Consider the following 12,636-nt stretch of genomic DNA (forward strand, 5'->3'; position numbering starts at 1 on the left):
ACCCCATGAAGAAAGCCCGGCTCACCGCCGCTATCGCGAGCGTGGTGGCCTTGACCGTGAGCGCGTGCGGGGGGACGTCGCAATCCGGGGAGGACCGGACCGCGAATCAGAAACTGACCGAAGGCAAGACCTTCACCATGGCGATCGGCACGGATCCGGGGGCGCTCGACCCGGCGATGACCGTGCTCGCGGTCGCGCTGGACATCGGCCGCTACCTCTACGACAGCCTGATCAACCTCGACGAGACGGGCAAGCCGATCGCGGGTCTCGCCGAGAAATGGGAGGCCACCACGACCACGGCCTCCTTCACCCTGCGGAACGGACTCACCTGCGACGACGGCACCCCGCTGACCGCGAGCGACGTGGCGGCGAACATCGGCTTCATCGGCGATCCCGCGAACAAGTCCCCGATGGCCGGACTCGCGATCGCGCCCGGTACGAAGGCGACCGCGGACGACGCGGCCAGGAAGATCACCGTCACCAGCGGGGCGCCGGACGCGTTCCTCCTGCGCAACGTGGGCGGTCTGCCGATCGTCTGCGGCAAGGGCGTCACCGACCGGCAGGCGCTGGCCAAGGGGAAGTACGGCACCGGCATGTACACCATGTCCGAGATCGTGCCGAACGACCACTACACCCTCACCCGGCGCAAGGACTACGCGTGGGGACCGGGGGAGTGGCAGCGTGAGCAGCCAGGACTGCCGGAGAAGGTGGTCTTCCGGGTCATCCCGAACACCACGACCGCCGCGAACCTGCTGCTGTCCGGTGAACTCAACGCCGCCAGGATCACCGGTCAGGACCAGCAGCGCCTGCGCGCCCAGAAGCTGTACCACGGCGAACAGGTCGTGCCGATGGGCGAGATGTTCTTCAACCAGGCACCCGGTCGCGCCGGCGCCGATCCGGTCGTTCGCCGCGCCTTGGTGCAGGCACTCGACCTGGCCCAGATCGGCAAGGTGCTCACCAGCGGCTCCGGCGCGCCCAGCCAGGGAATGGTCACCACCGAGCCAAGGGCGTGCGCCGGCGACGCGGTGAGCGGAAAGCTACCCGCGTTCGACGTCGCCGCCGCGAAGGCGGGCTTCGACGCGGCGGGCTGGAAACCGGGCACGGACGGCGTGCGGGTCAAGGACGGCAAGCGGCTCGCGCTGACCGCCATCTACGGCACCCAGGTGGGGCCGACGATGGCGCCCTCCGCCGAACTGATGCAGCAGTCCTGGAAGGCCGCCGGCGCGGAGGTCACGCTCAAGGGTCTCGACAGCCCGGGGACCAGCCAGGCGCTCTTCAACACCGGTGAGTGGGACATCTCGCTCGCGCCGGTGACCCTGTTGCTGCCGAGTCAGGCCGTCCCGTTCGTCTCGGGACCGAAACCGCCCGCCGGAACGAACTTCGCGCACATCGAGAACCAGCGGTACGAGTCGCAGGTCGTCGAGGCGGCGAAGCTGCCGGGTGACTCCGGTTGCGCGACCTGGCTCGCCGCGGAAACCGCGCTCATCGAGCGGCTGGACGTCGTTCCCTACGTGAACTCGGTCATCCCGACCTTCGGCAGCGACGCGCGATTCAAGGTCAGTTTCGGTTCGGTCGAGCCGTCGTCGATCCGGATGTACAGCTGATGACGGTCGCGCTCGCTCCTGCCGGGTTGCGGGGCAGTCCCTGGCTGTCGTTCGCAGGGCGTCGTTTCGGCCGGTTCGTGGTTTCGCTGTGGGTCTTGATCACCACGGCGTTCCTGATGATCCAGCTGATCCCCGGCGATCCGGTCCGGGCGGCGCTCGGGCTGACCGCGCCGGTGGAACTGGTGAACGCGCGACGGGAGGCCCTCGGCCTCAACGATCCGCTGTGGCTGCAATACGTCCACTACCTCGGCGGGCTGTTCACCGGTGACTTCGGGACGTCGATGACGAGTGGGCAGCCGGTTTCCGAGGTGATCGGCGACCGGCTGCCCGCCACCCTGCAACTGGCGTTGCCCGCCTTCGCGGTGGTCATCGTGGTCGCGATCCCGCTGGGCGTCCTGTTCGCCGTGCTGACCCGCGGTGGCAGGCGGCGGGGCAGCGAACTGGCGTTCACCTCGACGAGCGTGCTGCTCGCGGCCATTCCCGAGTTCCTGGTGGCGGTCGCGCTGGTCGCGTTCTTCGCGGTCCAGCTCGGCTGGTTCCCGGTCGCCGGGAACGCCGACGCGAGTTCGTTCGTCCTCCCGGTCATCGCGCTGGCGCTCGGCCCGGCCTCGGTGCTGGCCCGCATCGTCCGGGTAGAGACGCTTTCGGTGCTGGGCAACGACTTCATCCGCACCGCGCGGGCGAAACGGTTGCCCGCGCGGCTGGTCTACCTCCGGCACGCGCTGCCGAACGCGCTGACCGCGACGCTGACCATGGGCGGGCTCATGCTGACCGGGATGGTCGCCGGGACGGTGCTGGTGGAGAACGTGTTCGCCTGGCCTGGTCTCGGTTCGACCATCGCGCAGTCGATCCTCCAGAAGGACTATCCGCTGGTGCAAGGGATCGTGCTCGTCTACGGCATCGGGGTGCTGCTGGTGAATCTGACGGTGGACGTGCTGCTGGCCGTCCTCGATCCGCGTTCGACGATCCGGGAGAGCTAAGTGGCTAATCGACACGCGAAATGGTCCGCTGCCCTGCGCACCCCGGTGGGCGCCTTCTCGGCGACGCTGCTCGTCGTGGTTCTCGGGCTCGCGGTACTGGCCCCGATCCTTTGGCACGACAACGCTTTCGCGATCGACACCGACGCGATCGGCCAAGGCCCGTCCGCGGCGCATTGGCTGGGGACCGACGACCTCGGTCGCGACATCCTCTTCCGTGTCCTGGTGGCGACCCGGCTTTCGGTGCTGCTGGCGTTGCTCGCGACGGTGATCGGGGTGGTGACGGGACTCGTCCTCGGCACGCTGCCCTCACTGCTGCCTCGGCCCGCCGCCCGGTTGGTCACGTCGGCGGTGAACATCGCGGTCGCGTTCCCCGGGCTGCTGCTGGTGTTGTTCTTCTCGGTCATCTTCGGCGTCGGCACCCATGGCGCGGTAATGGCGGTTGGCTTCGCGCTGGCACCGGCGTTCGCGCGGCTGGCCCAGACACTGTCGGCTTCCGTGGCGGGCCAGGACTTCGTGTCCGCCGCGCGGATCTCCGGCGTCGGCCGGATCCGGTTGCTGGTCCGGCACATCCTGCCCAACATCGGTGAACCGCTGGTGGTGAACGCGACCATCGGCGCGGGCGCCTGCCTGCTGGCGTTCTCCGGGTTGTCGTTCCTCGGAATCGGTGTGCAGGCACCGGAATACGACTGGGGACGGCTGCTCGGCGAAGGACTCAACGGGATCTACGTCAACCCGGCGGCCGCTTTGGCGCCCGGTGTCGCGGTGGTCCTCGCGGGGCTCGCCTTCAACCTGGTGGGGGAGACCGTGGCCGGGGTGATCGGGGTCCGCACCGGCTCGCGGAAGCTCGCGCCGCGACCGGTGACGCCGGCACGGGAGGTCGTCATCGAGGATCGTGACGACGCCGTCCTGGTGGTGGAGAACCTCCAAGTGGCGTTCCCACGTCCGGCGGGCTGGACGGTCCCGGTGCGCGGGGTGAGTTTCACGGTCCGCGCGGGTGAGGCGATCGGTGTCGTCGGCGAGTCGGGATCGGGGAAGAGCCTGACCGGGCTGGCGGTGTCGCGGCTGGTCGAAGCGCCGGCCGTGGTCACCGCGGACCGGCTCGAATTCGCCGGGAAACCCTTGCTGACTACCTCGGAACGGGACTTGCGCGGCTTGCTGGGCACGTCGCTGGCGATGGTGTTCCAGGATCCGATGACCTCGTTCAACCCGACCAGGCGGATCGGCCGTCAGCTGGCCGAAGTCGCCGAACAGCACCAGGGCCTTCCGCGCGCCAAGGCGTTCGAGCGTGCCGTGGACCGGTTGCGTGCCGTGCGGATCCCCGCCGCCGAACGGCGGGCGAAGCAGTACCCGCACGAGTTCTCCGGCGGGATGCGGCAGCGCGCGATGATCGGCATGGGCCTGATGGGCGACCCGCGGCTGATCATCGCCGACGAACCGACCACGGCGCTGGACGTCACCGTGCAGCGGCAGCTGCTGCGCCTGCTGGCGCAGACTCGGGCCGAGCGGAACACGGCGATCATCCTGATCAGTCATGACATCGCGGTCGTTTCGCAGACCTGCGAGCGGATGCTGGTCATGTACGCGGGCCGGGTGGTCGAGGACCTGCCGTCGGCGGGGGCGCCCCGGCATCCCTACACGCGGGCGCTGCTGGCCGCGACGCTCGACCTCGACACCGATCGCGACGCACCGCTCGCGGTGATCCCCGGCCGTCCGCCGGAACCGGATCGCGTGCCGACCGGCTGTGCCTTCGCCGACCGGTGTCCCGCCGCGACCGATCGGTGCCGTCTCGAAGATCCGGTGCTGGAAAGCGTGGAATCCGGGCACCGCGTCGCGTGCTGGTACCCGGCGCCGCTTTCCCAGCCCGCCAAGGAAACCGTGACCGCCGGAGGTGCGGAATGAGCGATCTCGTCTTCGACGCGGTGAGCGTGCGGTACGGCGGGAGACGTGGTCTCACCGCGGTCGACCATGTCGGGTTGACCGTCCCTTCCGGACAGGTCGTCGGGCTCGTCGGTGAGTCGGGCTCGGGGAAATCTACGCTGGCCCGCGCCGCCGTCGGGCTCTCGCCGGTCAGTGCCGGGCGGGTCCTGCTGGGCGGGGTGGATGTCCGGAAGCTGCCCCGGCGCCGTCCGTTGCAGATGGTGTTCCAGGATCCGTATTCCTCTTTGGACCCCCGGATGAGCATCGGGGAGTCGATCACCGAAGCGATCCCGCGCGATGTCCTTTCCGGTCGCGACGCGCGGCGGGACGAGGTCGCCCGGCTCCTGGAACTGGTCAACCTCGATCCGGAGCGCGCCGGTCACCTGCCGGGGCAGCTGTCCGGCGGCCAGCGGCAACGGGTGGCGCTCGCCCGTGCGCTGGCGGGGCGGCCGGAGGTGCTGATCGCGGACGAGATCACCTCCGCGCTCGACGTCTCGGTGCAGGGCGCGGTGCTCAACCTCGTCCGGTCCGTGCAACGGCGGCTTGGCCTGTCGATGCTGTTCATCTCGCACAACCTCGCCGTAGTGCGCTATCTCAGTGACATCGTCGCCGTGATGTACCTCGGCCGGATCGTCGAGGTCGGCCCGGCCGAGCAGGTGCTCACCGATCCGCAGCATCCCTACACCCGCGATCTGCTCTCCGCGGCTCCGTCCGCGCACACCTCGCTGTTCGACACCGGCGCGGACGAGGTGACCGCCGACACCGAGCCCGCGGACCCGCACCACCCGCCGGCCGGATGCCGCTACCACACCCGCTGTCCGGTCGGCCCGCTCGTGCGCGCCGACCGCGAACTCTGCCTCCAGGCGGATCCCACCGACGGCTCGGCACACCGACGTCACTCGGCGGCCTGCCACTTCAGCGAAACCGAGAGCCACCAGCCCGCGATCTCCCGAGGAGCAAGCGCACCATGACCCGACGTCTCGAACTCGACGACCTGTACGCGATCGCCGTCCCCAGCCAGCCTTCGCTGTCACCGGACGGCGACCGGATCGTCTACGTGCTGCGCACCGCGGACCGCGACGAGGACCGGAACGTGAACACGCTCTGGGAGATCGGCGCGACCACCGGTGAGGCCCGGCAGCTCACACGCGGAACCGCTGACGTGGCACCGAACTGGGCGCCGGACGGGACGCGGATCGCGTTCCTGCGGGCAGAGGACGGGCCGCCGCAGGTGTGGTTCCTGCCGTCGTCGGGCGGGGAGGCCGAACAGATCACCGAACTTCCGCTCGGGGCGGGCGCTCCGGTGTGGAGCCCGGACGGCGGCAAGATCGCGTTCTCGGCGGCTGTCGACCTGGCGGGCGGTGAACCCGCGTCGAACGCCCCCGTGGTGGCGGACCGGCTGGACTTCAAGGCCGACGGGGCCGGGCTGATCAAGACCATCCGCAAGCATCTGCACGTCCTCGACGTCGCCACGCGGGAAGTCCGGCAGGTCACCTTCGGCGATTGGCACGCCGGTGATCCCGCCTGGTCGCCCGACGGTACGCACCTGGCGTTCTCCGCCGGACGGGACGCCGACGCGGACCTGACTTTCCGGTCCGGTGCCTACGTTCTCGACGTGGCCACGAAGACTTCGGAGCCGCGACTTATCGGCTCCGGCGAGGGCATGGCGGGCCCGGTCGCCTGGACCGCCGACGGCCGCGAACTCCTGGTGACCGGCCGGGGCGACACCGAAGTCGGCCATCTCGGGCTGCTGCGGGTCCCGCTCGACGGCGGTGACCCGGTCGACCTGACGGCTTCCCTGGACCGCAACGTCATGTCCGGTGGCGCCGGTTATCCCGGCGCTCTCCCGCAGCTGAGCGCGGACGGTGGTTCGGTGCTGTTCGGCGTCCGTGACCGCGGCTGCACCCATCTGTACACAGTGGACATCGACGGCGGAAATCCGCGCGCGGTCCTCGGGGGCGTCGACCACGTCGTGTCCGGAATGGACATCGCGGGTGGCAAGGTGGTGGTCGTCCTGGCCACGGGTACCTCGTTCGGCGAGGTCGCGGTCGTCGACCCGGCCACCGGCGCTGTTGACGTGCGCACTCAGCATGGCGCCTCGGTCGCCGAGGTCGAGCTCTTCCGTCACGAGGAACGGGAATTCACCATCGGTGACGGCACCGTCGTCCACGGCTGGCTGTTGCGCGACCCTTCCCAGACCGGTGCCGCGCCGTTGTTGCTCGACATCCACGGCGGCCCGCACAACGCCTGGAATGGTGCGGCCGACTCGATCCACCTCTACCACCAGCAGCTCGCGGCGCGCGGCTGGGCGGTGCTGCTGCTCAACCCGCGCGGCAGCGACGGCTACGGTGAGGACTTCTTCACGGGTGCCGTCGGCGGATGGGGCGTCGCCGATTCCCGCGACTTCCTCGAACCGCTTGACCAGCTGGTTGCCGATGGGATCGCCGACGCCGACCGGCTCGCCGTGGCGGGCTACAGCTACGGCGGCTTCATGACCTGCTACCTGACCAGCCGCGACAACCGCTTCGCCGCCGCCGTCACCGGTGGCGTGGTCAGCGATCTGACCAGTATGGAGGGCACCTCCGACGCCGGGCACTACCTGGCGGTCCGTGAGCTCGGCGACCGGTCCCGGGATTACTCGGCGTTCTCACCGTTCGCCAAGGTCGACCAGGTGCGGACGCCGACCCTGGTCATCCAGGGGGCGGAAGACGAGCGATGCCCGGTCGGCCAGGCCGAGCAGTGGTTCGGCGCCCTGCGTGCGCGCGGCGTCCCGTCGCGGCTGGTGCTGTACCCGGGCGCCTCGCATCTGTTCATCCTCGACGGCCCGCCTTCGCACCGCCTCGACTTCAACCGGCGCGTCCTCGAATGGGTCGAGCAGTACGCGGAACCGGCGGACGGGGTGTCGCGAGTGCCGATCGAGGCGGCGCACTGGCAGCGGCGCCTGGCCGAACTGGCGCGCAAGTACCGCGTCCCCGGTGCCGCGCTGGGCATCGTGCGAGTCGGGGACGACACGGAGACGCACGTTTCGTTCGGTGTACTCAACACCGCGACCGGGGTCGAGGTCACCGAGGAGTCGGTGTTCCAGATCGGCTCGGTGTCCAAGGTGTGGACCGCGACTGTGGTGATGCAACTGGTCGACGAAGGGCTGCTGGATCTGGACGCGCCGATTTCCGACGTCGTCCCCGAATTGCGGCTGGCCGACCCGGACGTCGCCAAGCAGGTGACCATGCGGCACCTGCTGACGCACACCAGCGGGATCGATGGCGACGTCTTCACCGACACCGGTCGGGGCGACGACTGTCTCGAGCGCTACGTCGAGATCCTCGACCAGGCCGCGCAGAACCATCCGCTCGGCGAGACGTTCTCCTACTGCAACTCCGGTTTCGTGCTCATGGGCCGGGTGATCGAGAAGCTCACCGGCCTGAGCTGGGACGCCGCTATGCGGGAGAAGCTGTTCGCTCCGCTCGGCCTCACCCACACCGTGACCCTGCCCGAGGAGGCGCTGATGTTCCGCGCCGCCGTCGGTCATGTCGCGGGCGCGGACGAAGACCTGCGGCCCGCGCCGATCTGGGGGTTGCCGCGGAACATGGGCCCGGCGGGTCTGATCACCGCCACCACCAAGGACGTGCTCGGATTCGCCCGCCTGCACCTGACCGGCGGCCTGACTCCCTCCGGTGAACGGATCCTGACGACGGCGTCCGCCACCGCGATGGCCGAGAAACAGGCCGACATCCCCGACAAGCACTCGCTCGGTGACTCCTGGGGTCTCGGCTGGATCCGCGACGACTGGAGCGGGCGGCGGGTCATCGGCCACGACGGCAACACGATCGGACAGTCCGCGTTCCTGCGGCTGCTACCCGATCAAGGGCTCGCCGTCACCCTGCTCACCAACGGCGGCAACACCCGCGACCTTTTCCAGGAGCTGTACCGCGAGATCTTCGCCGAACTCGCCGACGTGGCGATGCCGCGGCCGCTGGAACCACCCGCGACTCCGGTCACCGTCGACGGTTCGAGGCACGTCGGTGTCTACGAACGGGCCGGTGTGACGATGGAGGTGCTGTCCGAAGGGGACGGACTCCGGCTCCGGCAGACCGCCACGGGACCGCTGGCCGAACTCGTGCCGGAGAAGACACAGGAGTTCGACCTGGTCCCGGTGACCGACTCGCTCTACGTCTGCCGTGAGCCGGGTGCGCGGACCTGGATGCCGGTCACCTTCTACACGTTGCCGACCGGTGAGCCGTACCTGCACCACGGCGTGCGTGCGACACCGAAGGTCTAGCTTCGCCGCCGTGCCACGTAACGGATGACCAGAAGCACGATGCAGACGACCGAGACGCCTCCCGCGATCATGCGGAGGGTCCAGTCCATCCCCGCGAACTGTCCGATCGAGTTGGCGGCGGCGCTGACGAGGAGGACGAGCCAGAGAGAGGCGGTGACCATCGTGCCGCCGGCGTTTTTGGTGTCGTTCATGGGAAAGACGTTATTGAACGGCGGGGAGGGTGAACAGGGGAGTGACCCCCGTCGCGGGGTGGTGCTGGCGCTACCCCGCGACCCGTTCCGGTGTCGGTGTCGGGGTGTTCCCAATGTCGCATTAGTGACGCTCAGCGTCTCCAATGCGACATTGGGAACCTGCTCGGCTCCCGGGTCGCCACCTTGAGCCTCAGTGGCACCACCAGTCACAGCGACAGCGCGTGAAGGCCCCCTTTCCTCGGCTCAGCCGAGGAAAGGGGGCCTTCACGGAACGGCAGGGGCACGAACCTTCCTGGCTCTCAGCCCTTCCCGCTCAAGTAGGCCAACACCGCCAGCACCCGCCGATGCCCGCTGTCCTCCGGCAACCCGAGCTTCGCAAAGATGTTCCGGATGTGCTTGTGCACCGCGCCATCGCTCACCACCAGAAGCTCCGCGATGGTCGTGTTGTTGTAGCCCTCCGCCATCAGCCCGAGCACCTCACGTTCCCGCGCGGTCAGCCCTTCGAGCGGATCGGTCGCCCGGCGGTGCGCCATCAGCTGGGTGATCACCTCGGGATCCATCGCCGTCCCGCCCTTGACGACCCGGTCCAGCGCGTCGAGGAACTTCTCGACCTTTCCGACGCGCTCCTTGAGCAGATATCCGACCGCGCCTTTGCCGTCGGCAAGGAGTTCCGCCGCGTAGCCGGTTTCGACGTGTGCGGACAACACCAGCACCGGCAGCCCCGGGTGCATCTTTCGCGCCTTGACGGCGGCACGGAGACCTTCGTCGGTGTGGGTCGGCGGCAGCCGGACGTCGGTGATCACCGCGTCGGGCCGGTCCTTGGTGACCACTTCGAGGAACTCGTCCACGTTGTCCACGGCCGCGGCGACGTCGATGCCGGACGTGTTCAGCAGCAGCACCAGGCCTTCGCGCAGCAGCGCGTCGTCCTCGACGATCACGACCCGCATGGCAACTCCACTTTCAGTACGGTCGGCCCACCGGCGGGGCTGGACAACTGCAAGGTCCCGTCGAACGCCTCGGCGCGTTTGCGGATCCCGGACAGGCCGGAGCCGCCCGATTCGTCGGCGCCGCCGTGGCCGTCGTCGCGGATTTCGATGAGCAGGGTGTCGGCGGTGCCGTCGAGGGTGATCCAGGCGTGTTCGGCGCCGGAGTGCTTGGTGATGTTGGTCAGCATCTCGGCGACGACGAAGTAGGCGGCCGCCTCCACCGCGGCGGGACGGCGGCTGTCGCTCAGAACGTCCACTGTGCACGGAACGGGGCAGCGATCGGCCAGCGCCGTGACAGCGCCGTCGAGACCGCGATCGGTCAGCAGCGGCGGGTAAATGCTCCGCACGACGCTGCGCAGTTCGGCCAGCGCGCCGGTCGCGGTGTCCTGGGCTTTGCCTAGCAACTCCCGCGCCTTCTGGGGATCCTTCTCGAAGATCGAGTCGGCGATCCCGAGCTGCAGCACCACCGCGGCGATCCTCGCCTGCGTCCCGTCATGCAGATCCCGTTCCAGCCGCCGGAGTTCGGCGCCGTGCGCCTCCAGCGCGGCGGCACGCGACGCGGCCAGTTCGACGACGCGGTCGGTCAGCACGACACCGGGAGCGGGCGCGAGCAGCTTGCGCGCGATGGACGCCTGCCACCGGGCCAACCGGGGGTAGAGCAACATCAGCGCGATCATGCCGACACCGGTGATCAGGCTGAGGGCGGCCATCGGCCACGACGTCACCATGAAGCCGAGCGAACTCTGCACCCCACCGGGTATCGCCGGCCAGATGAACGCGGTGACCACCTGGCGGACCCCGCCGAGCGGGAAGGCGATGGCGAAGATGCCGATGACGAAACCGGTGGCGGCGTGGAAGGCGAGCCATCCCAGGTCCCGTCGCGAGGCCGGGTCGGTCACCGGGTTCCCGGACCGGTACGGCTCGAGGATCGGCTCGTCGAGCAGTCGCGCGGCGCGACGGCGCTCGAAGTTGACCGGGTACCTGATCAGCTTGAGCGCGTGCGGCACGGCAGGGATCCCGACGCCGAACGGGCACATCAGCAGCACGAACAGCATGCCGACGAGAACGAACCAGGAGACCATGGAAGAAGCCGCGCCGACCGCCAGGAACCGGATCGCGGACCAGCAGGACCGGAGCCGGGTGATCACCCGGACAGTCTCCCATCCGGGCCCGGGGTTCAGAACGCGGCGTGCCCCAACGTCAGCGCGCCACCGGCCGCCGAGAGGACGAGGACCGACCAGCGGACGGACCGGTCGCCGACCCGGCGGCTCAGCGCTCTTCCCAGCAGATCACCGGCGAGGGCGGCTCCCGCGACCGCGAGGAGCACGCTCACGGGCACCTCCACCCAGCCGAGACTGGGCAGCGCGAGCAGGGTCTCGACCTGCTTGGCCGGGCGCTGGCGCCGTCGCGCTGTTCGTGTACCTCGCGCTCGCGCAGGTGAGGCTCCGCCGACGCCTGGAACGCGAGGATCCGGCCAAGCTCACGCTCAAGATGTGGCTGTTCCCGTGGCTGAGCTACACGACCATCGCGCTGATGGCCGGGGTGATCCTGGCGATGGCGCTGCTGCCGTCGACCCGCTCGCAGTTCTGGCTCAGCGCGGTGACGCTCGTGCTGATCCTTCTCGGTTTCGAGATCCGCAGGCGGCGCGGCAAACCGGTCGCCCAGGTTCCGGCGGCTCCCGCCGATCCCGTCCCGGACGAGTCCAAACAGGACGCTGCCTCCGCCGCCGTCCGGGAGTGACAAGCCCCGCAACGGCTGTGTCGCGAAAGCCACTTTCGGGACGCCAGATGTCCCGAAAGTGGCTTTCGCGACTCGGCGTCGGTCCCGCCGCATGGTGGTGCCAGCGCTACCACGAGTCTTCCCTCACGCGGGATCGTTTCCACCCCTCGACGGCCGTAGGTTCAGACGGGAGAGATCACCACCGTTAAGGGGAAAGCAATGAATGCAGGGGGCGCGTGCGCCTTGAAGCTGGAATCCGTGAGCAAGGTCTACGGATCCGGTGATGGCGCGGTCACGGCGTTGAACGGGGTGACCGTCGAGGTGCGCAGAGGCACGTTCACCGCGGTGATGGGACCGTCGGGTTCGGGCAAGAGCACCTTCCTGCACTGTGCGGCCGGGCTGGACCGGGCGAGTTCGGGGCGGGTACTGCTGGGGGACACGGAACTGAGCAGGCTGAAGGAGAAAGCGCTCACTGAGCTGCGGAGGACCCGCATCGGGTTCATCTTCCAGGCCTACAATCTGTTGCCGTCGCTGAATGTTCTGCAGAACATCACGTTGCCGATGCGGCTGGCCGGGAAGAAGCCCGACCCGCAGTGGATGCGCGAGATCGTCGAAGGCGTCGGGATCGCGAAGCGGCTCGAACACCGCCCGTCGGAACTGTCCGGCGGCCAGCAGCAGCGCGTCGCGATCGCCCGCGCGCTCATCACCCGGCCGGAGGTCGTCCTCGCCGACGAGCCGACCGGAGCGCTGGACACCCGCACGGCGCGTCAGGTTCTCGACCTGCTTCGCTCCACTGTGGACGATATGGGGCAGACCGTGTTGATGGTCACACACGACCCGGTCGCGGCGTCGGCCGCGCACGGTGTGCTGTTCCTGGCCGACGGCAAACTCGCGGGTCACCTCCCGCAGCCGACGCCGGAACGCGTCGCCGAGCGCATGACCCACCTCGGGGAGTGGTGA

10 protein-coding genes and 1 pseudogene are annotated in these 12,636 nt (G+C 69.3%); 7 read left to right on the forward strand and 4 right to left on the reverse strand.

All coding sequences use genetic code 11. The features are described from left to right. Positions 1-5 precede the first annotated feature (5 nt). From ACLARN_RS14810 to ACLARN_RS14830, 5 genes are read left to right on the forward strand one after another with little or no spacing between them, the layout of a single operon-like run. A complete protein-coding gene (locus tag ACLARN_RS14810; protein WP_409491960.1) occupies positions 6-1,604 on the forward strand; it encodes an ABC transporter substrate-binding protein in 1,599 nt (532 codons plus the stop codon). Continuing rightward, positions 1,604-2,584 carry an ABC transporter permease gene (locus ACLARN_RS14815; protein WP_409491961.1) on the forward strand — a complete coding sequence of 327 codons (981 nt, stop codon included), beginning with the start codon at positions 1,604-1,606 and terminating at the stop codon, positions 2,582-2,584. Before ACLARN_RS14810 ends, ACLARN_RS14815 begins: the two co-directional genes overlap by 1 nt. Then, positions 2,585-4,483 (forward strand): dipeptide/oligopeptide/nickel ABC transporter permease/ATP-binding protein, encoded by a 1,899-nt coding sequence (locus ACLARN_RS14820; RefSeq protein WP_409491962.1) that lies wholly within the window; start codon positions 2,585-2,587, stop codon positions 4,481-4,483. It begins immediately after the preceding gene. Then, positions 4,480-5,472, forward strand: a complete 993-nt coding sequence (locus ACLARN_RS14825) for an ABC transporter ATP-binding protein (protein WP_409491963.1) — start codon at positions 4,480-4,482, stop codon at positions 5,470-5,472. Before ACLARN_RS14820 ends, ACLARN_RS14825 begins: the two co-directional genes overlap by 4 nt. Beyond that, positions 5,469-8,780: a serine hydrolase gene (locus ACLARN_RS14830; RefSeq protein ID WP_409491964.1), complete on the forward strand. Its 3,312-nt coding sequence runs from the start codon at positions 5,469-5,471 to the stop codon at positions 8,778-8,780. Before ACLARN_RS14825 ends, ACLARN_RS14830 begins: the two co-directional genes overlap by 4 nt. On the opposite strand, the gene ACLARN_RS14835 is transcribed toward ACLARN_RS14830, so the two are convergent. From ACLARN_RS14835 to ACLARN_RS14850, 4 genes are all read right to left on the reverse strand, one after another. Further along, complete coding sequence (locus tag ACLARN_RS14835) at positions 8,777-8,971, reverse strand: hypothetical protein (RefSeq protein WP_125782913.1); 195 nt, start codon at positions 8,969-8,971, stop codon at positions 8,777-8,779. The two genes, ACLARN_RS14830 and ACLARN_RS14835, sit on opposite strands and share 4 nt — an antisense overlap. A 299-nt stretch (positions 8,972-9,270) precedes the next feature. Then, a complete protein-coding gene (locus tag ACLARN_RS14840; RefSeq protein WP_409491965.1) occupies positions 9,271-9,918 on the reverse strand; it encodes a response regulator in 648 nt (215 codons plus the stop codon). Beyond that, on the reverse strand, positions 9,906-11,105 hold the full coding sequence (locus ACLARN_RS14845) for a sensor histidine kinase (RefSeq protein WP_409491966.1): 1,200 nt from the start codon (positions 11,103-11,105) through the stop codon (positions 9,906-9,908). The genes ACLARN_RS14840 and ACLARN_RS14845 overlap by 13 nt, the downstream gene beginning before the upstream one ends. Positions 11,106-11,134: 29 nt before the next feature. Then, on the reverse strand, positions 11,135-11,290 hold the full coding sequence (locus ACLARN_RS14850) for a hypothetical protein (RefSeq protein ID WP_409492166.1): 156 nt from the start codon (positions 11,288-11,290) through the stop codon (positions 11,135-11,137). A gap of 65 nt (positions 11,291-11,355) precedes the next feature. Between ACLARN_RS14850 and ACLARN_RS14855 the strand changes: the two are divergent. Next, positions 11,356-11,697 (forward strand): annotated as a pseudogene (locus ACLARN_RS14855) (GABA permease); the annotation flags it as partial. 198 nt (positions 11,698-11,895) lie between these two features. Continuing rightward, positions 11,896-12,636 (forward strand): ABC transporter ATP-binding protein, encoded by a 741-nt coding sequence (locus ACLARN_RS14860; protein ID WP_409491967.1) that lies wholly within the window; start codon positions 11,896-11,898, stop codon positions 12,634-12,636.

The organism is Amycolatopsis sp. cmx-11-12 (assembly GCF_046269425.1).
Taxonomy (GTDB): Bacteria; Actinomycetota; Actinomycetes; order Mycobacteriales; family Pseudonocardiaceae; genus Amycolatopsis.

Bases quoted from the DNA above. Each gene is read 5' to 3' on its own strand.
- ACLARN_RS14810 (WP_409491960.1), top strand. From the start codon at position 6: ATGAAGAAAGCCCGGCTCACCGCCGCTATCGCGAGCGTGGTGGCCTTG.
- ACLARN_RS14860 (WP_409491967.1), top strand. From the start codon at position 11,896: ATGAATGCAGGGGGCGCGTGCGCCTTGAAGCTGGAATCCGTGAGCAAG.
- ACLARN_RS14835 (WP_125782913.1), bottom strand. From the start codon at position 8,971: ATGAACGACACCAAAAACGCCGGCGGCACGATGGTCACCGCCTCTCTC.
- ACLARN_RS14825 (WP_409491963.1), top strand. From the start codon at position 4,480: ATGAGCGATCTCGTCTTCGACGCGGTGAGCGTGCGGTACGGCGGGAGA.
- ACLARN_RS14830 (WP_409491964.1), top strand. From the start codon at position 5,469: ATGACCCGACGTCTCGAACTCGACGACCTGTACGCGATCGCCGTCCCC.
- ACLARN_RS14815 (WP_409491961.1), top strand. From the start codon at position 1,604: ATGACGGTCGCGCTCGCTCCTGCCGGGTTGCGGGGCAGTCCCTGGCTG.
- ACLARN_RS14840 (WP_409491965.1), bottom strand. From the start codon at position 9,918: ATGCGGGTCGTGATCGTCGAGGACGACGCGCTGCTGCGCGAAGGCCTG.